This is a genomic window from Synechococcus sp. J7-Johnson (genome assembly GCF_024345795.1).
In the GTDB taxonomy this organism is placed as follows: domain Bacteria; phylum Cyanobacteriota; class Cyanobacteriia; order PCC-6307; family Cyanobiaceae; genus Regnicoccus_A.
Map to the genome: position 1 here is coordinate 13,407 of NZ_JAGQBU010000015.1, position 20,067 is coordinate 33,473.

At 66.2% G+C, this 20,067-nt stretch carries 21 protein-coding genes; 11 read left to right on the top strand and 10 right to left on the bottom strand.

Annotated elements, in window-relative coordinates:
* Positions 1 to 16: 16 nt before the first annotated feature.
* Genes glnT through KBY93_RS09195 form a run of 4 tightly spaced genes read right to left on the bottom strand, consistent with a single transcriptional unit; the run spans position 17 to position 4,507 of the window.
* A complete protein-coding gene (glnT, locus tag KBY93_RS09180; protein ID WP_255094027.1) occupies positions 17 to 1,276 on the bottom strand; it encodes a type III glutamate--ammonia ligase in 1,260 nt (419 codons plus the stop codon).
* On the bottom strand, positions 1,273 to 2,271 hold the full coding sequence (locus KBY93_RS09185; RefSeq protein WP_255094028.1) for an alpha/beta fold hydrolase: 999 nt from the start codon (positions 2,269 to 2,271) through the stop codon (positions 1,273 to 1,275). The genes glnT and KBY93_RS09185 overlap by 4 nt, the downstream gene beginning before the upstream one ends.
* Complete coding sequence (locus KBY93_RS09190; RefSeq protein ID WP_255094029.1) at positions 2,268 to 3,263, bottom strand: fatty acid desaturase; 996 nt, start codon at positions 3,261 to 3,263, stop codon at positions 2,268 to 2,270. Before KBY93_RS09190 ends, KBY93_RS09185 begins: the two co-directional genes overlap by 4 nt.
* On the bottom strand, positions 3,239 to 4,507 hold the full coding sequence (locus tag KBY93_RS09195; protein WP_255094030.1) for an MSMEG_0569 family flavin-dependent oxidoreductase: 1,269 nt from the start codon (positions 4,505 to 4,507) through the stop codon (positions 3,239 to 3,241). The genes KBY93_RS09190 and KBY93_RS09195 overlap by 25 nt, the downstream gene beginning before the upstream one ends.
* Positions 4,508 to 4,760: 253 nt before the next feature.
* On the opposite strand from KBY93_RS09195, the gene KBY93_RS09200 reads away from it, so the two are divergent.
* The 7 genes from KBY93_RS09200 to KBY93_RS09230 all read left to right on the top strand — a co-directional run bounded on the left by KBY93_RS09200 (position 4,761) and on the right by KBY93_RS09230 (position 10,130).
* Complete coding sequence (locus KBY93_RS09200; RefSeq protein WP_255094031.1) at positions 4,761 to 5,243, top strand: MSMEG_0572/Sll0783 family nitrogen starvation response protein; 483 nt, start codon at positions 4,761 to 4,763, stop codon at positions 5,241 to 5,243.
* Positions 5,244 to 6,251, top strand: a complete 1,008-nt coding sequence (locus KBY93_RS09205; protein ID WP_255094032.1) for a Nit6803 family nitrilase — start codon at positions 5,244 to 5,246, stop codon at positions 6,249 to 6,251.
* Positions 6,244 to 7,368 carry an MSMEG_0568 family radical SAM protein gene (locus tag KBY93_RS09210; RefSeq protein WP_255094034.1) on the top strand — a complete coding sequence of 375 codons (1,125 nt, stop codon included), beginning with the start codon at positions 6,244 to 6,246 and terminating at the stop codon, positions 7,366 to 7,368. The genes KBY93_RS09205 and KBY93_RS09210 overlap by 8 nt, the downstream gene beginning before the upstream one ends.
* A 9-nt stretch (positions 7,369 to 7,377) precedes the next feature.
* A complete protein-coding gene (locus KBY93_RS09215; RefSeq protein WP_255094035.1) occupies positions 7,378 to 8,031 on the top strand; it encodes an MSMEG_0567/Sll0786 family nitrogen starvation N-acetyltransferase in 654 nt (217 codons plus the stop codon).
* Positions 8,028 to 9,014 carry a sll0787 family AIR synthase-like protein gene (locus KBY93_RS09220; protein ID WP_255094036.1) on the top strand — a complete coding sequence of 329 codons (987 nt, stop codon included), beginning with the start codon at positions 8,028 to 8,030 and terminating at the stop codon, positions 9,012 to 9,014. Before KBY93_RS09215 ends, KBY93_RS09220 begins: the two co-directional genes overlap by 4 nt.
* Before the next feature lie 64 nt (positions 9,015 to 9,078).
* Positions 9,079 to 9,354 (top strand): MSMEG_0570 family nitrogen starvation response protein, encoded by a 276-nt coding sequence (locus tag KBY93_RS09225; protein ID WP_255094037.1) that lies wholly within the window; start codon positions 9,079 to 9,081, stop codon positions 9,352 to 9,354.
* A 290-nt stretch (positions 9,355 to 9,644) separates the two neighbouring features.
* Entirely contained in the window at positions 9,645 to 10,130 is a 486-nt protein-coding gene (locus tag KBY93_RS09230) for a nuclear transport factor 2 family protein (protein WP_261355377.1), read from the top strand.
* Positions 10,131 to 10,145: 15 nt separating this feature from the next.
* On the opposite strand, the gene cynS is transcribed toward KBY93_RS09230, so the two are convergent.
* The 6 genes from cynS to KBY93_RS09260 all read right to left on the bottom strand — a co-directional run bounded on the left by cynS (position 10,146) and on the right by KBY93_RS09260 (position 15,585).
* On the bottom strand, positions 10,146 to 10,592 hold the full coding sequence (cynS, locus tag KBY93_RS09235; protein ID WP_255094039.1) for a cyanase: 447 nt from the start codon (positions 10,590 to 10,592) through the stop codon (positions 10,146 to 10,148).
* Between the two features lie 375 nt (positions 10,593 to 10,967).
* On the bottom strand, positions 10,968 to 12,251 hold the full coding sequence (locus tag KBY93_RS09240) for a mechanosensitive ion channel family protein (protein ID WP_255094040.1): 1,284 nt from the start codon (positions 12,249 to 12,251) through the stop codon (positions 10,968 to 10,970).
* Positions 12,252 to 12,275: 24 nt separating this feature from the next.
* Positions 12,276 to 13,532 (bottom strand): hypothetical protein, encoded by a 1,257-nt coding sequence (locus KBY93_RS09245; protein ID WP_255094042.1) that lies wholly within the window; start codon positions 13,530 to 13,532, stop codon positions 12,276 to 12,278.
* Positions 13,529 to 14,455 carry an oxidoreductase gene (locus tag KBY93_RS09250; protein ID WP_255094043.1) on the bottom strand — a complete coding sequence of 309 codons (927 nt, stop codon included), beginning with the start codon at positions 14,453 to 14,455 and terminating at the stop codon, positions 13,529 to 13,531. The genes KBY93_RS09245 and KBY93_RS09250 overlap by 4 nt, the downstream gene beginning before the upstream one ends.
* A 24-nt stretch (positions 14,456 to 14,479) precedes the next feature.
* Complete coding sequence (locus tag KBY93_RS09255; RefSeq protein ID WP_255094044.1) at positions 14,480 to 15,283, bottom strand: methyltransferase domain-containing protein; 804 nt, start codon at positions 15,281 to 15,283, stop codon at positions 14,480 to 14,482.
* Between the two features lie 41 nt (positions 15,284 to 15,324).
* Positions 15,325 to 15,585: a hypothetical protein gene (locus tag KBY93_RS09260; protein ID WP_094556940.1), complete on the bottom strand. Its 261-nt coding sequence runs from the start codon at positions 15,583 to 15,585 to the stop codon at positions 15,325 to 15,327.
* A 174-nt stretch (positions 15,586 to 15,759) separates the two neighbouring features.
* Here KBY93_RS09260 and KBY93_RS09265 point away from each other — a divergent pair, with 174 nt between their 5' ends.
* The 4 genes from KBY93_RS09265 to KBY93_RS09280 all read left to right on the top strand — a co-directional run bounded on the left by KBY93_RS09265 (position 15,760) and on the right by KBY93_RS09280 (position 20,050).
* Positions 15,760 to 16,194 carry a protein phosphatase gene (locus KBY93_RS09265; protein WP_255094046.1) on the top strand — a complete coding sequence of 145 codons (435 nt, stop codon included), beginning with the start codon at positions 15,760 to 15,762 and terminating at the stop codon, positions 16,192 to 16,194.
* 66 nt (positions 16,195 to 16,260) lie between these two features.
* The gene (locus KBY93_RS09270) at positions 16,261 to 16,902 is read left to right on the top strand and encodes a 2OG-Fe(II) oxygenase (RefSeq protein ID WP_255094047.1); all 642 of its coding nucleotides are present in this window, start codon (positions 16,261 to 16,263) and stop codon (positions 16,900 to 16,902) included.
* A 13-nt stretch (positions 16,903 to 16,915) separates the two neighbouring features.
* On the top strand, positions 16,916 to 17,614 hold the full coding sequence (locus tag KBY93_RS09275; RefSeq protein ID WP_255094048.1) for a Coq4 family protein: 699 nt from the start codon (positions 16,916 to 16,918) through the stop codon (positions 17,612 to 17,614).
* A gap of 81 nt (positions 17,615 to 17,695) precedes the next feature.
* Positions 17,696 to 20,050: an arylsulfatase gene (locus KBY93_RS09280; protein WP_255094049.1), complete on the top strand. Its 2,355-nt coding sequence runs from the start codon at positions 17,696 to 17,698 to the stop codon at positions 20,048 to 20,050.
* Positions 20,051 to 20,067: the final 17 nt, after the last annotated feature.

Here is a 20,067-nt window from a genome sequence, read left to right on the forward strand (position 1 = left end):
CAGGGCAATGGTGCCATCAGCCTCCACCATGGTCGTTGGCCCGCTGCAGGCTCTCAAAGGCCTGGCAGAAGGGTTCACCCAGCGCCTGGCGCAACACCGTGTCGGCGGCGAAGGCGCTGAGAGCCTCCTCGAGACTGGTGGGCAGCGCCGCCGCCGTACCGGGGGCCGGCGGATCGGTGTAGAGGTTGGCGTCGTTGCGTGGGCCCGGCTCGAGCTCCCGCTCGAGCCCGTCGAGGCCGGCGGCGAGCACGGCTGCCGGCAGCAGGTAAGGGTTGGCGGCACTGTCGGCCAGGCGCAGCTCCAGTCGCTGGTCGTCGGGGATGCGCACCATGTGGCTGCGGTTGTTGCCGCCGTAGGTGATCCAGCCCGGTGACCAGGTGGCGCCGGAGTTGGTGGTGATCCCCCCCAGCCGCGCATAGCTCTCGGCGATGGGATTGGTGATGGCGCACAGGGCCGGGGCGTGCTCCAGCAGGCCCCCCAGAAAGTGGTAAGCCAGCCGCGAGAGGCCCAGCTCACCGCGGGGGTCGTGGAAGAGGTTGCGGCCCGAGCTGTCCCAGAGCGAATGGTGCAGGTGCGCGCCGCTGCCGGTGAGCTGGGGGAAGGGCTTGGGGCCGAAGCTCACCCGCCAGCCCAGTGGTTCCGCCATCGACTGGGCCATCACCCGGAAGAAGGCGTGGCGGTCGGCGGTCACCAGGGCGTCGGCGAAGGTCCAGTTGATCTCGAACTGCCCGTTGGCATCCTCGTGATCGGCCTGGTACGGACCCCAGCCCAGCTCCTCCATCGCCTCCAGCAGGCCGCCGATCAGCTCGAACTGGCGCATCAGCGCCAGCTGGTCGTAGCAGGGCTTCCTCTGGGTGTCGTGGCCATCGGCGATCGCCGTGCCGCCCGGCTGCAGCAGGAAGAATTCCGCTTCCACCCCCGTGCGGAAGCTGTAGCCCATGCGGTTCACCCGCTCCAGCTGGCGGCGCAGCACCCAGCGCGGCGACTGCTCCAGGGGCTTCCCCTCCACCTGCAGATCGGTGGCCAGCCAGGCCACGCTGCGCTGCCAGGGCAACACCGCCAGGCTGGCGGGATCCGGCAGGCCGAGCACATCGGAATCGGCCGGGGTCATCGCCAGCCAGGCGGCGAAGCCCGCAAAGCCCGCGCCATCGCGGGCCACCTGATTGATGGCGCTGGCCGGGACCAGTTTGGCGCGCTGCACCCCGAACAGGTCGGAGAAGGAGAAGAGGAAATGGCGGAGGCCGTGGTCGGAGGCGTAGCGGGCCAGGTCGGTCATGGGCTCAGCAAGCGTTCGAGGGAGGCGCGGATCATGGCCTGCTCAGACGGGGCATCACGGGGATTGCCGGCCCTGTGCCCCAGCACCGACTCCAGCCGCTCGAAGCGGGCGCCGGGGATGCAGGCGGCTTCAGCGGCGCAGTCGTCAGGGGGGAAATAGAGGTCGTGGGAGCCGGCGATCACCGTGGTGCGGGCCGTGATCCGCCCCAGGGCGGCGGCGCCGAGATCGTTGGCCAGCCAGGTGTCGAGCATGGCCAGCAGATCGCGGGGATCATGGCGGCGGTAGGCAGGCAGCCAGCTGCGCTCCACGTAGTCGTCCACGCTGGTGTAGCCCAGCGCCTCGTGCAGACCCTGCCGGTAGAAGGCCTGGCTGGCGGCCCAGCTGGCGTAGATCAGGGCGAAGCCGCGCAGCCCCTGCGCGGGAGTGGCCCTGAAGCGTTCCCCATCCCAGGCGGGATCGCTGGTGAGGGCCTGGCGCAGGCTGAGCAGGAACAGGCGGTTGTGGGGCGTGGTGCGGGCCGTGCCGCAGAGGCAGCAGATCCGCTCCACCGCCTGCGGCTCCAGGGCCGCCCAGTGGTAGGCCTGCTGCGCCCCCATCGACCAGCCGTAGATCAGGGCGAGGCGCTCCACCCCGAACACCTCCTGGATCAGCCGTTTCTGGGCGGCCACGTTGTCGGCGTGATGGATCACCCAGCCCTGCTCAGCCAGGCCCATCGCCGCGTTGCTGGGGCTGCTGGAGCGGCCGTTGCCGAACTGGCTCACCAGCAGCACGCACCATCGCAGGGGATCAAGAATCGGCCCCACCACCCAGTCGATGTCCTCGGGCCAGGCGCCGTAGGAGCTGGGGTAGAGCACCAGGTTGGAGCGCTCGGCGTTGAGCTCACCGAACACCCGGTAGGCCAGACGGGCGTTGGCGAGTTCCTTGCCGCAGCTGAGCGGCAGGTGACCCAGCTCAAACACGGCATCCCGGCCCTTGATCGCCGCGGCCACGCTCATCCGGCTGGTGCCGGCAGAGGGGCCACCCCTGGCAGCGCCAGTCGTGAGGGATCGGCAAGGAAGGCCCGGTGCACCGCCAGGTAGCCTGGGTCGTTGTGCTCCAGCTGCGGGGCGATCCAGCTGTGGGCTGCCGGCAGGGCATGGAAGGGAAGCGAGGCCATCAGGTGATGCTCGACGTGGAACGGCATGTTCCACATCAGCCAGCGCAGGGGCGCCAGGGTGTGGGTGGTGCGGGTGTTGCGCAGCACGTCGGCGGCGGTGCTGCAGCCGCCGTGCTCAGCCAGCAGCACGAAGCGGAGCAGGGGCTGGCCCAGGGCCAGCGGCAGCAGCCACTGCCAGAGCAGGAAGCCATTGGCGCCCGGCAGGGACAACAGCAGCACCAGCCCATAGACGCCGAACTGGAGCCGGATCGAGCGGCGCAGCGCTGGAGCGGCCTCGGCCGGGATGTAGGGGCGATCGCGGAAGTTGCCGCTCAGACCGGCGGTGTGGCTGCGCAACTTGCCGATCCACCAGGGCAGAGCGCTCAACTCCAGCAGGTAGGCCCAGCGGCTGGTGGGCGGCGCATCTTCCAGCTCCGGGTCCAGGCCCGGCTGGTGGGTGTGGCGGTGGTGCCACTGGTGGTAGCGCCGGTAGAAATCGGCGTTGTAGAAGCTCAGTACCCCGGCCCACCAGGCCAGGCCGTCGTTGAGCCGGCGGCTGGCGAAGGCGGTGCGGTGGCCGCACTCGTGCATGGCGCAGAAGGCGAAGGCCAGGCCCCAGCCCAGCAGCAGCAGGGCCGGCAAGCGCAGCGCCCAGGGCAGGCGATCATCCCCCCAGACCAGTCCGCTGACCAGGATCAGCGCCCCATGCCCAGCCGCCTGCCGCCAGCCGGCCGCATCGGAGCGGAGGTTGAGCTGGCGCAGAGTATCGGCGGGAATCAGCTCGGCAGAGGCCGCCTTGACGGCAGGTTGGCTCGTGGTCACGGACCTCAGGATCCCAGTAACGCTGTGCATTCCAACCGTTCCTGGCTGGCATCGCGGCGATCCTCCAGGCGGCGGATCAGGCCGGACAGATAGGCCGCGTCGGAGCCGATGCCGCAGAAGCGGCCCGAGCCCCAGGTGTGCAGCCAGGGCAGCCCCAGGAAGTAGAGGCCGGCCGCCGGCGTCACACCGCGCTGGTGCAGCGGTTCCCCAGCGCCATCGAAGACGGGGACCTCCACCCAGCGGAAGTCGGAGCGGTAGCCCGTGCACCAGATCACGGCCGCCAGTGGTTCATCGCCAAGATCGATGGGTTGATCCAGCGGCGGCGGCTGCCAGCAGGGTTCGTAGGCGGGGTCTGCGGGGGCTTCGAGACCGTTGGACTCGATGTAGGTGTCGATGCTGGCGCGGATGCGCTGGTAGACCGCGTCGGCTCCATCGAGATTGGCGGCCAGATCAGGGGCAAAGCGGAAGCCGCTGGCAGTGATCTCCTCCAACCGGCCGTGCAGGACCATCCCTTCGAGGGCACGACGGCGCAGATCGATCTCCCGGCCACCATCGCGGCCTGTCAGGTAGTGGTTGGTCTTGCGACGCACCGAGCGGGGATCCGGGTGCTGCTCGATTGGTGTGTCGTAGTAGCTCATCCGATCGAGCCAGTCGACCACGTCCTTGCCGCGATAGCGACGGGGTGAACGGGGAGCCGAACCCACGCTGAGGTGAACACGGCGGCCGGATAAGAAGAGGTCTTCGGCGATCTGGCAGCCCGACTGGCCGCTGCCCACCACCAGGACGGGCCCATCGGGCAGTTGGTCGGAGCGGCGGTAATCGCGGGCATCGAGCTGGAGCAGCCCAGTTGGCAGCCGGGTTGCCAGCGGATGGCGTCGGGGGCGGTGGTAGGCGCCGGTGGCGATCACCACCTGCCGGGCCTCGATCACCCCGTCGCTGGTGCTCAGGCGATAACCACCGGTTTCGAGGGGCACCAGGCGCTCAACGGCAATGCCCTCGCGCACCGGCACAGCGGCGTGCTCGGCAAAGCGGCGCAGGTAGTCGACGATCGCGTCGCGGCCCATGAACCCCTCGGGATCATCGCCGTCGTATGGGAACTCAGGCAGGCGGCATTGCCAGTTGGGGGTGACCAGACAGAAGGAATCCCAGCGCTGGTGCTGCCAGGAGTGGGCGACCTGGTGCCGTTCGAGCACCAGTGGCGTCAGGCCCTGCTGTTGGAGGCAGCTGGCCACCGACAAGCCGGCCTGGCCGGCACCGATCACCACGACCGGCACGCGCAGGATGGCTGAGCTGGACGGGGGATGATCTGAACTGGTGACGATTCCGGTCAATCCACCCTTGATTCAATCCACCATTCTGGAATCTCTGGAGGTGGTTGACCGTAGCGATCGTGACGAACGGCGGATGACGCTCCGCCACAGCCTGCTCTCTCTGGTGGCCTGGCGATTCTGTGGCAGTGGTTACACAGGTCGAAACATGGGCTGTGCAATGGTCGCTTTCGTTGCTTCCAAGCCAGGCCGTTCATCGATGCCCGAGGTCACCCATCCAGCCCATCAAGCAGGAGATTTTCTCGTTGATTACGAAGAGAAAGTCTTTCCTGATATCAAGGCCGAGCCGGGGGAGAAGGCACTGGTCACCTTTCACACCGTGGCCTTCGAGGGCTCCATCGGTCTGGTGAACCTGCTGCAGGCCAGCCGCCTGATCAACAAGGGCTTCGAGACCTCGATCCTGCTCTATGGCCCTGGGGTCACCCTGGGTGTGCAGCGGGGTTTTCCCAAGCTTGGTGATGCCGCCTTTGACGGCCATCTCAATTTCAATGCCCGCCTCCAGAAGTTCATGGATCAGGGCGGCAAAGTGTATGCCTGCCGTTTTGCCCTTCAGGCGCTCTACGGCCATGGCGAGGGTGCGCTGATTCCGGGAATTCGCCCAGTCAATCCTCTCGATGTGCTCGACATCATCCTGATGCACCGTAAGGAGGGTGCCTTCATTCTCGATACCTGGACGCTCTGAATGAAGGCGCCGATCATCGTTGCTGCCGCCCAGATCCGTCCGGTTCTTCACAGCCTGGACGGGTCAGTTGCACGGTTGCTGGAGGCCATGGCTGAGGCGGCTGCAGCATCGGTGCGGCTGATCGTTTTCCCGGAAACCTTCCTTCCTTACTACCCCTACTTTTCGTTCATCGAGCCGCCCGTGCTGATGGGCCGCTCGCACCTACGGCTGTATGAGCAGGCAGTGGTTGTTCCCGGCCCAACTATCGACAGGATTGCCGCAGCAGCCCGTCGGTATCGGATGCACGTGCTCCTGGGCATCAACGAGCGCGACGGCGGCAGCCTCTACAACGCCCAGCTGCTGATCGATGACAGTGGCGAGGTGCTGCTCAAGCGCCGCAAGATCACCCCCACGTATCACGAGCGGATGGTGTGGGGCCAGGGCGATGGCGCCGGACTGACGGTGGTGCCCACGGACCTCGGCAGGGTCGGTGCGCTGGCCTGCTGGGAGCACTACAACCCGCTGGCGCGTTTCAGCCTGATGGCCCAGGGAGAGGAGATCCACTGTGCCCAGTTCCCCGGCTCGCTGGTGGGGCCGATCTTCAGCGAGCAGACGGCCGTGAGCCTGCGTCACCACGCCCTGGAGGCGGGCTGCTTCGTGATCAGCTCCACCGCCTGGCTTGATCCCGCGGATATGGCCACGATCACGCCGGACGCCTCGCTGCAAAAGGCGTTTCAGGGCGGTTGCCACACCGCCGTGATCAGCCCTGAGGGCCGCTATCTGGCCGGCCCGCTCCCGGATGGCGAAGGGCTGGCCATCGCCGAGCTTGATCCTGCGTTGATCACCAAACGCAAGCGGATGATGGACAGCGTGGGCCACTACAGCCGTCCCGATCTGCTTGGTCTGCGCATCGACCGCACACCGGCCCGTCTGATCGAAGACAACCCCGGGCCTCCAGTTCAGGCCCCTTCGGACGTGCCCATCACCGCCAGCTCGCTCCCCCCTCTGGAGGTGGCCTCCCATGGCTGAAGGTGCCTCCGCCGCACTGGGCCGGCTGGTCACCGAGCTCCAGGTGAATGGCGTGGTGGTACCCGCTTTTGGCGGCAATCCTGGCCGTCGTGGCGGGGCCGGCCCCTCCGATCACCGCGCCATCAACGTTGATGGCACCACCGTGATGGTGCCCGTCTACAACACAGCCGCTGAGGGTTCTCCCTATGCCCTGGAGCGCCACGCCGACGGCGAAGTGTGGTTGACGCACCGCGACCGGAGCGGCTCCCTGCAGTTGGTGGACACCCCGCCTGAACCGCACTTCTACGGGCTCAGCACTGCCGACGGCACGCCTTACCGCTCGATTGCGCTGCTGCATGGCCGCGATGTGCTGGCCACCACCCTGCTGCAGACCTGCATCCGCTTCCGCGACCGCAGCCAGTCGTGCCAGTTCTGTGCGATCGAGCAATCGCTCGACGACGGCCGCACCCTGGCGCGCAAGACCCCACAACAGGTGGCCGAGGTGGCTGAAGCGGCTGTGCGGCTCGATGGTGTCAAGCAGTTGGTGATGACCACCGGCACTCCCAACTCCGACGACCGCGGTGCCCGGCTGATGGCCGAAACCGCACGCGCCGTCAAGGCGCTGGTGCCCCTGCCGATCCAGGCCCAGTGCGAGCCCCCGGACGATCCGATCTGGTTCCAGCGCATGCATGACGCCGGCGTTGACAGCCTCGGCATGCACCTCGAGGTGGTGGAGCCTGAGGTGCGCCGGCGGATCCTTCCAGGCAAGGCAGAGCTCAGTCTCGAGCGCTATTTCACCGCCTTCGAGCAGGCGGTGGCGGTGTTTGGCCGGGGTGAGGTGTCCACCTACCTGCTCGCCGGGCTGGGTGATCGCGCCGAGTCGATCGTGAGCTGCAGTGAGCGCTTGATCGCCCTGGGTGTCTACCCCTTCGTGGTTCCGTTCGTGCCGATCGCCGGAACCCCGCTGGAGCACCATCCAGCCCCCAGCACCGACTTCATGGTTGAGATCTACACGGCGGTGGGAAGACTCCTGGAGGCCTCCGATCTGAGTTCCGCCGCGATGACGGCGGGCTGTGCAAAGTGCGGCGCCTGCTCCGCCCTGTCCCTGTTCGAGTCCAGCGGACCCGGCCCCACCTGAACCGACGGCATGTTCTTCATCGACCCCTCCAGCCATGAGATCGGCCGCAGTCCAAGCTCCGCTCCGGCGGCCTACACGCCCTCGGTTCGCTGGGGACTCGGTGTAGATGCCGACGACTTCCGCCTCTCCCCAGGCGCCTGCTCGGATCGGTTCTCCTTTCATCTGCTGCGCCACAGTTCCCCCCTGCTGGCTGGCTACTGGGGCCTGCGCAGCAGCATCTTCTGCGAGGAGCAGCACCTTTTCGAGGCCTCCGACCGCGACGCGAGCGATGACCTCGCCTACCCGATCGCGGCCCTGACCCATGGCGGGAGCGCTGCTGGTTCGGTGGTGGGGGTGGTGCGCATCCTCGAGACCAGCCCAGGCCTCTGGTATGGCGGACGTCTGGGGGTGGCCGCCGACTTCCGAAGGCACAATCAGATCGGCAAGGGCTTGATCTGGAAGGCTGTGACCACGGCCCATGGCTGGGGCTGCCGGCGATTTCTGGCCACGGTGCAGATTCAAAACGTGCGCTTCTTCAGGCGCCTGCACTGGTGTTCGGTGGAGACCCTGGAGATCCGTGGCGTCAGCCACCATCTGATGGAGGCCGACCTCGACTACTACGTCCCGTCGCATGAGCGGCGACCGGAGTTGCCCCCGGTGCAGCCCTTGCCCCAGGCGGCATGAGCGAGCCCGATCTGGAGGTTCTGGTCTCCCGGCTGCGCCAACTGGCTGGGTGGCGCGGCAAGACCGACATCCAGCGGCCCGCGGCCCATTTCCCCCATCTCCCCTTCCCGGCCCTCGGTATTGCGGCTGCCCTGGGCGACGATGCCGCCCTGTTGCCCGCCGTCGCAGGCTCGCTGCTGCTGGCCTGTGAGGGGCTCCATCCCGAGCTGGTGGAGCAGGACCCCTGGTTCGCGGGCTGGAGCGGAGTGCTTGTGAACCTCAGCGACATCGCTGCCATGGGCGGGCGGCCGCTGGCGTTGGTCAACAGTCTCTGGAGTGGTGATGCCAGGCACGCCGATCGCATCTTTGAGGGCATGCGCGTGGCTTCGGAGACGTTTCAGGTGCCGGTGGTGGGAGGACACACCAACCTCCACAGCCCCTACAACGCCCTTTCAGTGGCCGTGCTGGGAGTGGCGGCCGGCCCGGTGCTCTCGGCTCGCTTCGCACGCCCAGGCGACCATTGCCATCTGCTGATCAACACCAGCGGCCATGTCCACCACCCATATCCCTTCTGGGATGCGGCCACCAGGGGGGAGCCCGCTCTGCTGCGCCGTCATCTGGCCCTGATGGCGGAACTGGCGGAAGCCGGCACGGTACATGCGGCCAAGGACATCAGCATGGGAGGGCTGATCGGCACGGCCGTGATGTTCGCTGAAGCCGCGGGCTGCGGCCTGGAGCTTGATCTCGACGCCATCCTTCCGCCGCCGGGGCTGAGCATCGACGACTGGCTCAGCTGCTTCCCCAGCTATGGCTACCTGCTGGCCGCCGTTCCTGAGCAGGACGGGCCCCTGGAGGCGGCCGTGGCGCCGTTCGCTGACCTGCAGCTGGCCTGCATCGGTCGGTTTGGTCCGGTTGGTGGTGGGCTGAGCCTGCGACAGGCCGGGCGCTGCCATGAGCTCTGGCGCGGCGGTGAGACGCTCACGGGATTCGGGGCCCGGTGCTGACGCCTACCACCGGTGTTGGCTGCTTCGGGGAGGATCCGCCCCAGCTCGTCCGCCCCAAGGCTCAGTGCCCGAAGTCCATCTGAACGTGGAGTGGCCCGATGGCCGCAACACGGTGCTCTACTCACCCTCCACCGTGATCCTGAACTACCTCCAGCCTGGCCAGAGCCTGGCGGTGGCTGAGCTGACCAGCCGGGGGACGGAGGCCCTGCGTCTGGCCTCCGAGCGGGTGCGGGCCCGTTATGGCTTCGCATGCACCCGGACCGACGAGGAGGAGCGCCAGTTGCTCCATACCGCCGCGGCCTACGCGGATGATCAGCTGGTGCGTATCAGCGCCCAATGAGCCATCGTGCTGTACGGCAACATTTTCCTTGACAGTCTTACCGCAAGGTTGTTTCAGGTCCAAGTGATGCCTACCTTGCCATGATTTGAATGAACCATCAGATTGCGAACGATCGCGTCTTCCTCAGCTCCTCTTCGAGAGACAGGGTGGCTAGTTACCCTGTAGTGCGTAATGTCCTTGTATTGCTTCTCCATAACTTCCGGCAAAGAGTGGCCTTCCCTCGGTAGCGCTCGATACGTAGTGAGGCCGTGGATTCAGTTAGCCATTGATGGATCAATATAATTCCTGTTTTGACCGAGATCACGCCCCAGGTTGCGAAACCTCCGCTGCCACCGTTCAACCAGGAATCGGCGATACAGAAAGCAAGAATGGCGGAGGATGCCTGGAATTCCAGGGACCCCCTCAGAGTATCGCAGGCATACACGGAAGACAGCTACTGGCGTAATCGCTCAGAATTCATCACGGGACGCCAGGATATTGTGGCGTTCCTGAAGCGCAAGTGGGCCAAGGAGAATGGCTATCGGCTGATCAAGGAGGTATGGGCCTGGCACGACAACCGCATTGCGGTCCGCTTTCAGTACGAGTGGCATGATGAAATCGGGCAATGGTATCGGGCCTATGGCAACGAAAACTGGGAGTTCAGTGATCAGGGTCTGATGAGGCGGCGTGAGGCCAGCATCAACGATGTGCAGATTGCCGAAGAGGAACGCAAATTCCTCTGGCCGCAGGGACCGAGGCCACAAGACCACCCTGGTCTCACAGAACTCGGCCTTTGATGGGAGCTGTTCGGGTCACCACTTCTTGTAAGCAAGGAACTTGCCGCACATGGTGACCTTGACTCGGTCGCCAGCTGGATGTTCCACTTTATCTACTTCCAGGGTGAAGTCGATTGCACTCATGATGCCATCGCCAAATTTCTCCTGGATGACATCTTTCAACGGCAGACCATACACCTGCATGATTTCGTAGAAGCGATAGATAAGGGGATCGGTGGGGAGCTCAGGGTCGAGACACCCCTTCACTGGAGGTGTGGAGAGTTCGCTGGCCAGGCTGGGATCAAGATCCAGCGCTGCCAGAAGGATCTGTGCTTCCTCCGGGGAGGCCGTGGCCTGGCCGTAGAGCAGGCTCGCAATCCATACTTCATCACGATTCAGAAGTGATTCCAGCTCGGTGAAGCTGATACCTTTCCGGCGCTTGGCGTTCAACAGGGTGTGGCTGAGAGCGGTCAGTGGGCTCATGGCTTAATCGAAAAGGTGGGTGAGCTTTGAAAGCGGGAGCGGCCTTCTGGCTTGCTTAGATTAGCCGCAACAGGATTCTCCATGTTACGGGGCCTCCCATTCAGCTACCACTGCCCTACCACTGCCCTGCCACTGCCTCCCACGCGTCTGGAGTACCATCACCATGGCTACCCTTTCAGACCGCGACTTCGCTGCTTGATGAACCCTTCTGTCGTTGCTGAGTATGTTTGTCAATATAGAGAATCCATGGACTGGTGTTCCCCGAGTTGCTCGGGCCAGAGTGGTGGGCCATCTCCATCTGCACGCTCCATCCACTGAAGGGCTCGAACCCGGGATCGTGTTTCTGCTGCAGCCCACCCTGCAGCTCGATGGAGGCTACGGACCCTCGGAATTCGGCTTGGCTATCTCCTCTGCGGGTTGCTGCCTGCCCTGATCGTGGACGACCTGCTGCAGCACCCGATGTGGGAAGGGAATCTCGATGCCCTCCTCGTGGAAGCGGTGCCAGATGGCGCTGCTCACCTCGCTTTTGATGCCGGCGTTGTTCATCGGATTCTCGATCCAATAGCGCAGGCCGTAGTTGATGCCGGACTCGCCATAGCTCAGCAGCAGGGCCTTGGGTGCGGGCTGCAGCAGCACCCGCGCCGTGGAGCTGGCGACGGCCTCCAGCAGTTGGATCACTGTGTCGGGATCGTGGCGGTAGGCGGCCGACACTTCCACCTGGCTGCGGCGTAGCCGGTCGCTGCCGGTGTAGGTGGTGGTAGTTGTCGTGAAGAAGTCCTGGTTCGGAACCACCAGTTCGGCGTTGTCGCGGTCGCGCCAGAGCACCGCCGCCCGTAACCCGAGGCTGCGCACCTCGCAGGGGTCGCCATCTATGAACAGGATCTCGCCTGGGCGCACCGACCCCTCGAACAGCAGCCAGAGCCCACTCACGAAGTTGGAGAACACCTCCTTGACGCCGAAGCCCAGTCCTACAGACAAGCCTCCTGCCACCGCTGCGAGAGCGGTGCTGTTCAAGCCGATGCGCTTGAGCACCCACAGCAATCCCAGGGCGATCACCACATATCGGCTCACCAGCTCCACTGCCACCCTGGTGCTGCTGGAGAAGCCCAGCAGTCGCTGCAGCAGACTTCCAACGACCACCACCGCATAGCCCGACACCACCACCAGGAAGTAGGGGATGGTCAGGAGCAGGACGATGCCGCTGGCGTTCAGCGGCTCGCCGAACAAGGTGATCAGTGGAATCTGGCCCACATCGATGAGGGAATCCAGCTGGTTGATCAGGGATCCCACCACCACCAGGACGGCCAGAGGGCGTACCAGCTGGGTGTAGAGGCGTTCAATGGCTTCATCGCGGAACCAGCGCCGCGACAACAGCCGCACCAGGGCCAGCAACAGCCAGAGGCCGAACAGTTGAGCCGTGTAGTGGGCCAGGCCATTGGGGAGCCCCCACCAGCCCAGCAGCACCGCGCTGAGGCGCAGTGTCAGCAGCAGCCCGAGGCTGCCGAGGAACTCCAGCCGGTGGCCGCGGCCCAGCAGCCGAGGGCGGATCCAGATGGAGTAGGAGGCGAACAGCGCCATCCCGACCAGCACCTGGATCAGCACCTGGGGCCGGGCCAGATAGCCCAGCCAGCCGGAGATTTCGTAGAGGAAGAGGCGCATCGTTGATCGGCTGGACGGCGTACTTCAGGGCAGGGTGGAGCTCTGCTCCGGGGGTGGCCCCGCCTCCAGGATCCCCATCACCACAGCGGGTGGCTCAGCGTTCACGATCGCGCTCTCCAGCACACCGTCGACCCAGGCCAGGCGGGTTTCGATCCGATCGGGATCCTTGAAGCTCATCAGCTCAGCCCGGTCGAGGCTGCCCGCCAGGGCCGCGAACACACTGGAGCTCTTGCTGGGGATCAACACGGTGCTGTTCACGGGCAGGTTGCCGGGGGCGGTCAGCATCAGCCGTTTCTGATTGAGCCGGTTGAGTGTGAACAGCACGAACTCTTCGGCCAGCTGGCGCTGACGGGGTGTGGAGTGCCGCCCGAAACTCCAGACCTTCAGCCGGGTGAGCCCATGCGCCGGCTCGCCAGCGCGACCCGGCAGCTCCGACACCCCAAACGACGGCCCCAGCGCCTTGCCGAGCCGCTCCAGCCAGAGGCTGTTGCAACTGATCCAACCGAGCCTGCCCTCCTCTAACCGCTGCACCAGGTCAACCGGTTCATCCGCGAACTCGACGTTCTGCTGCAGGTTGGCGTTGTTGAGCCAGCTCAGCCAGCGCAGCAGGTCCTGGCGGTCGCTCGCGCTGATCGTCAGGCCGGCGTCAGCCGTGGCAGGCGCCTCCAGCAGGCGCTCAACAGCTGCATTGGCCTGGAGCCCGCTGCTGGTCCAGTAGAGATCCGTGAGCCGCAGGGGCAGGCCGATCCTCAGGCCCTTGGCGCTGAGGCCGATCAGCTCATTGAGATCGCGCGGGGGTGTGGGCACGCGCCGCCGGTCGAAGCAGGCCAGTTCCGGCTGCGCCAGCAGGGGTACGGCCAGCAGTTGGCGCCCGACGCGGAAATCATCGAGAAAACGCGGTTCGATGTCTTTGAGCCGTTGGGGATCCAGCTCCACCGGCTCACTCAGCTTCTGTTGATTCAGGCGCAGGGCCGTCACCACCCGGGTCACCATCAGGTCGGGCCCGAGCCCACGGGAGGTGCGGAAGGCCGTGGAGCGCAGGAAGGCGTCGCTGGGCAGATGGCGGACGTGGATGTTCACGCCCGGGTTCACCTGGCGGAACTCCTCGATCAGCCTGCGGGTCCGCTTCTGGCTGTCTCCCAGCTCCACTGCATTGGTTTTGACGGAGTCAGTCTCCACATAGAGAAAAAGGCTGTCGGGCCCGCCCCAGCCCTGGCAGCCGCCGCAGAGCAGGATGGCTGCCAGGGCCCCGAGGGTTCTGGCAGTGGCCCCGCTGCTCATGGGGCCTGAGCTGGAACGGCCTGGCTCACCAGCTGCTCACTCACCTCCCAGAGGCGCCGGCGGATCTGGGGGTCGAGGGCCGCTGGCGCGATCCGCACCTGGGTCGGCCAGCCCCGCATCCCTCCCCATTGATCGGGCCCGTAGTGCTCACCGCCCCGGGCTTCGGGGGCGGTGGCGGCGTAGAGCTGGGGCAGGGCCCCCATGGCGGCGCTCTGGAAGAGGGGATCCATCAATCGGTAGGCCAGGCCTTCAAGTTTCGAGTTGGCGGCTGCCACCGATGCCGGTTGCAGGTTCGTGCGGGCCAGGCCCGGGTGGGCGGCCAGGGAGGCCACTGTGCTGCCTGCCGCCGCGAGCCGTTGCTGCAGCTCAAGAGCGAAGGCCACATTCGCCAGCTTGCTCTGGCTGTAGGCGGCCCAGCGGTCGTAGCGCCGCTCCGATTGCAGGTCGTCAAAGGCGATCCGCCCGAAGTACTGGGCGCCGGATGTCACCGTCACCACCCGGGCATCGGTGCGCCCCTCCATCAGGGGCAGCAGAGCTGCTGTGAGAGCGACGTGGCCCAGATGATTGGTGCCGAACTGAAGCTCGAAGCCATCTCGCGTGAGCATCCGGGGCGGGGCCATCACGCCGGCGTTGTTCACCAGCAGGTCGAGGCGGCCGTAGTTTTCCTGCACCCAGTGGGCCCCGGCGCGCACGCTGGCCAGATCAGCCAGATCCAGCTCCAGCACCTCCAGCCCAGCCGCAGCTGCGGGCAGCAGCTCGGCGCGGGCCTCCTCCCCCCGGCGGCGGGAGCGGCAGGCCAGCACCACCGTGGCCCCGCGGCTGGCCAGGGCCCGTGCCGTCTCCAGCCCCAGCCCGCTGTTGGCTCCGGTGATCAGGGCAATGCGGCCGCTCTGATCAGGACTGTCGGCCATGGTCCAGGGCATCGGGCTACTCGTCGCTCAAGTCAGTCATCGTGTCGCGCGGGTTTCCATCAGCGTGGGCCCCACCCAGAAGGTGCCTGGATCCTGTCGCGCTGCCGCCATCTCGGCCTGGGCCCGCCTGGCCTCACCGTCGCTCCAGAGCCCCTGGCGGATCAGCTCCGGGCCGTAGGTGGTCACGAAGCGCTCCAGCCAGCGCGCCACACCGTCGCCCAGGCGCCCAACCACTGTCAGAGGCCGCAGTTCATCGATGCGGAGGCCTCGCTGCGCCAGCAGCCCCGGCAAGCGCCGGTTCACGTCCGGATCCCCGCCGGCGGCCAGGAAGCTGGCGTGGGCGGCACGGCCGAAGCTCGCCACCCCATCGGCGCCTGGATGCAACCCGAAGCTGCTCCAGTGGATGTACTCGTGAAAGATCAGCCGCGCGCCCGGACTCAGCTGGGCGGCGAGCCGATCGAGCAGGGGGTCGAGTTCGCCCAGGAACATCAGCACCCAGCGGCACCACACCAGGTCGAAGGGTTCCTCGGGCAAGGGATCCCGGCAGAGGTCGTGCTGGCGCACCTCCAGCTGGTTCAGGCCCGAAGCGGCGCCACGGGCAACTGCCACGTAGGCCGCACTCAGCTCCAGGCCCAGCACGCGGCCTTCAGGTCCCACCTCCACAGCCAGCTCCCGCGCCACGAAGCCCGGACCAGCCCCCAGATCGAGCACCCGCTCCCCAGGTTTCAGGTCAGCCCGGCGCCAGGCCCGCCGAGCCTCCGGCAGCCAGAGCTCATGCTGAAGCCGCAGCCGCTCGAGTTCGCGGGGGTCGGTGCCGAGCAGGTAGGTGTCGCTGGCCACCGGTGCGTGCGTGGTGAGCTCAGGTCAGTGTGACCCGGAGTTCAGTCTTCGCCGGGGAAGAGCAGCTCGGCCAGCTCGTCGGGATCGACGTCGTAGACGCGGGCCAGGGAGGTTTCGATCGCTGAGGTCACCTCACCGGGCAGGAAGCGCATGGCGTTGAGCGCGTCCTCGGTGATGTCGTCGTTGAGCAGCTTCTCTTCACCACCGAGCTTCTCGTCGTTGATGACCGCCATCACCCAGCTCTGGTAGGCGTAGACCAGATCGGAGAACTCGAGCTCCGGGTCGTTCAGATCCAGGGCCATGGGCGTGTCCTGTGCAAGCCCATGCAGTTTGCCCCCAAGGGCGGCCCTGAGGCGGTTCAGGGCCACCAGCCGTGGCTCCTGTGCGGAACTCCTGATCAGCACCATGCTTGCGGCAGCCTTGGTTTCCCCGCCCTGCCCTCTGTGACCCCAGCCGGCGCCAGTAATGACCAGGCCATGGCCCTTCAGGCCGGTCTGTTCGATTTTGCCCTGGGTGAGCTGGTGCGTCAGCATCGCGCCAGCTTCCCGCCGCTGTGGACCGCCGAGAGCTGGGCAAAGCTGCTGATCTGGCTGGCGCTCAACTGCGGTGCCGATGGCAGCCGCGAGGGTCTGGAGGCCTTCGCCGGCGCCATCGGCCCTCGCACCATGGCCCGGATGCGGCGGCTGTTCTTTGAGCGGGAGCTCGTGGCGATCAATCTCAAGCTGATGGCAGATCCCGCCGAAGCCCAGGTGCTCGCCCTGCCCCTCGAGCCCGCCGGCGGTGAGGGCGGGCTGGACGCCGCCACCCTCGCGGAAGCCCTGGAGCAGGTGGGCCTGGCGGAGCGGGTGAGCACCGATCCGCACAGCTGGGTGCGCCATGAGTCCCTCGTGACCATCCCCTGGCTCGGCTGAGAGCGAAGTGGGCCTGTTCCTACGAGTTGGCCTGTTCCTACGGTGCCAGCTTGAGGGAGGCCCGCCATGCGCCTGATCGCCACCTACAGAAATCCCGGCTACGACGCTCTCGCCGAGGCGGCCCTGGGCTTCTATGAGCGGCGGGAGGATCTGCGCCGCCCTGGCGTCGCCTTCGGCCACGATCCCGCCCAACCCGCCAAAGTCTCAACCGATATCAGCCTGGTGGCGATCGATCGCTCCGACCCCGAGGCCCATGGCCTGGCCGAACTGATCGTGCGCGGGGTGTCCGCTGGGCTGGATCGATACCTCAAGGAGCGTCCGCTCCTCCTGGAGGTGTGCCCGGAGCGCTCCCTGTTCGTGAACCCGATCTTCAACCTGCAGCGCTACGCCCCAGGCGAGGGCTTCCGCAGCTGGCACTGCGACTGGACCATCAGCGAGGAGGACACCGAGCCGATCCGGCGTGTGCTGGCCTGGATCCTGTATCTCAACACCCTTCCCGATGGCGGCACCGAGTTCCACTGGCAGGACCACCATGAGGAGGCCGAGCGGGGCAAGCTGCTGATCTTTCCCGCCAGCCCTTCGCACACGCACCGGGGCCGCGTCAGTCAGGAGCACACCAAGACGATTGCCACCGGCTGGATCAACGCCGGCACACTGGAGGCTTACATCCAGCGGCTGGCGGCCAAGCCGGTGGCCGGCTCCACTTGAAGGTCGAGGCCCCATGAAGATCGATCCCGACCTGCGTCGCCGCACCCTGAGGGCCGCGGTGGGCCTGCTGGAAACCGCCCACGACCCTGAGCACGTCTTCCCTCATGCCGTGCCGCTGCTCGATGCGCTCGGCAACTCGCCGCTGGGGGAGATGGGCCGGGAGCAGCTGCTGCAGGATCCGGCGCTGAGGCAGCTCGCCGATGATCAGTACTGGGGCCCCTGGCCCTCGGCCGAGGGGCTCCGCGCCCTGCCAGCCGGCAGCCTGGGCCGTCTCTACCAGGCCCGCTTCGATCGGCTGGGTCTGCACGCCGTTCCCCCGCCCGACACCAGCCGCATGGATGGTCCCGGCGCTTACCTGCAGCAGCGTCTGCGCGCCACCCACGACATCCACCACACCATTCTGGCGATTCCAGTGGATGTGCCTGGGGAGGCGGCGGGCTCGGCCTACTACGCCTCGGCTCTACGGCAGCCCCAGTCCGCCGCCGTGCTGACGGCCTGGATCTTCCATGCCTTCAAGGATCCGCTGGAGAACGAGCGCCTCTGGGACGGTGTGCGTTTCGGCCTTGAGGTGGCCCGCCTGGGCCCCACCCTGCTGGCTTCGCGCTGGGAGGAAGGCTGGGACACCCCGATGAGCATCTGGCGTGAACGGTTGGGGCTGACAGCTCTTCTGCTGCAAAGCCCCTTCCAGGAGGAGCTGGCGCTGCTCTGCTGAGAGCTGTGTCGGATGGCACGGGTGAGAAAACGTACCTTGGCCTGTCTGTCTAAGTTTCGGGCAACCCTCCGCCCCGGCTCGATGCCGCTCAACGAATACCGGCCCGGCTCCGCCTTCCCCGGTGTGATCGGCCGCACGGCCGACGTGTCGACCCCGGCCTGGCCCGAGCCCAACCGGGCCCGGGAAGGGGCGCCGAACGTGCTCTACATCGTTCTGGACGACACGGGTTACGGGCAGCTCGGCTGCTACGGCAGTCCGATCGCCACCCCGAACCTGGATGCCCTGGCGGCCGATGGGTTGCGCTATAGCAACATGCACACCACGGCGCTGTGCTCGCCGTCGCGCTCCTGCATGCTCACGGGGCGCAACCATCATTCCAACGGGCTGGCCTGCATCACGGAAGGCTCGATGGGCTACCCCGGCTCCAACGGATACATCCCCTTCGAGAACGGCTTCCTCTCTGAAATCCTGCTGCAGAAGGGTTACAACACCTACGCAGTCGGCAAGTGGCACCTCACGCCTGCGGAAGCCACCTCCGCGGCCGGACCCTACGACCGCTGGCCCCTGGGCCGAGGCTTCGAGCGCTTCTATGGCTTCCTTGGTGGCGACACGCACCAGTACTACCCGGAACTGGTGCGCGACAACACCCAGGTGGAGCCGGAGACAACTCCAGAGCAGGGCTATCACCTCACGCCGGATCTGGTGGAGAAGGCGAAAGCGATGATCGCCGATGCCAAGCAGGTGGCACCGAACAAGCCCTTCTTCATGTACTTCTGCGCCGGCGCCATGCATGCGCCCCACCATGTGCCGAAGGAGTGGGCCGACAAGTACAAGTGCCAGTTCGACGACGGCTGGGACGCCTATCGCCAGAAGACGTTCGCCCGCCAGAAGGAGCTGGGCATCATTCCCGCCAACACCGTGCTGTCACATCACGATCCCGACGTGCAGGACTGGAACTCGCTCTCGGCCGATGAGCGCCGGTTGTATGCGCGCATGATGGAGGTGTTCGCCGGCTTCCTGGAGCACACCGACCACTACATCGGTGAGTTGATCCAGTTCCTCAAGGATCTGGGTGAATACGAGAACACCCTGATCATGGTGATCTCCGACAACGGCGCCAGCTCCGAGGGCGGACCCACGGGATCCGTAAACGAGGGCAAGTTCTTCAACAACGTTCCCGAAAATCTGGAGCAGAATCTGGCGGCCATCGATGACATCGGCGGGCCGAAATATTTCAACCATTACCCCTGGGGCTGGACCCACGCCGGCAACACCCCGTTCCGGCGCTGGAAGCGCGAAACCTACCGGGGCGGCACCAGCGATCCCTTCATCGTGAGCTGGCCGAAAGGTATCAACGCCAAGGGGGAGATCCGCAGCCAGTACGCCCATGCCATCGACATGGTGCCCACCGTGCTCGATGCGCTCGGCATCGAGGCTCCAGCCACGATTCGCGGGGTGACCCAGAGCCCGATCGAGGGCTTCAGCCTAGCCTCCTCCTTCGACGAGGCCGCTGCGCCGAGCAGGCACATCACCCAGTACTTCGAGATGTTCGGCCATCGCTCGCTCTATCACGATGGCTGGCGGGCCGTATGTCCCTGGCCCGGTACATCCTTCAGCGAATCGGGCCGCCGCTTCGGCGATCCGATCTCCTACGACCAGCTGATTCAGCTCGATGCTCACGGCTGGGAGCTCTTCAATCTCAAAGATGATTTCGCCGAGACCAACGACCTTGCCGCCAGCGAGCGCGATCGCCTGATCGCCATGATCGGCATGTGGTACGTGGAGGCGGGCAAGTACAACGTGCTTCCGATCGACAGCCGCGGCACCCAGCGGTTCGGTGTGGAGCGTCCTCAGATCGCCCCCGATCGCCAGCACTACATCTATTATCCCGGCACCCAGGTGGTGCCCACGAACGCCGCCCCCAGGGTGATGAATCGCCCCCACTCGATCTCGGTGGAGGCCGTGGTGCCCGAAGGCGGAGCCGATGGGGTGTTGTTCAGCATGGGCGGCAACGACGGTGGCTTCGCGTTCTACGTACAGAACGGCATCCTCACCTACGGCTACAACTACGTGGCCGACAGCCACTTCCGCATCACCTCCACGGCGTCGATTCCCAGCGGCCATCACATCTTCAGCATGGAGTTCACCCCCACCGGTCCGGCGGATATCGCCAACGGCAAGGGCACTCCTGCGGACATCAAGTTGTTCGTGGACGGCCAGCCGGTGGGTGAGGGCCATCTCCCGGTCACCATTCCCCTCAGCCTTGGCCTGGCGGCTGGTGCCGCCGTGGGCGCCGATCCCGGCTCGCCCACCATGCCCGATTACAAGCCACCCTTCGCGTTTGCCGGCACGGTGAAGCGGGCGCTAGTGGATGTGACCGGCACATCGGTGGAATCGCTGGAAGAGAAGATGCGCATGATCCTGGCGCGCCATTAATGGCTCTTCGCACAAGC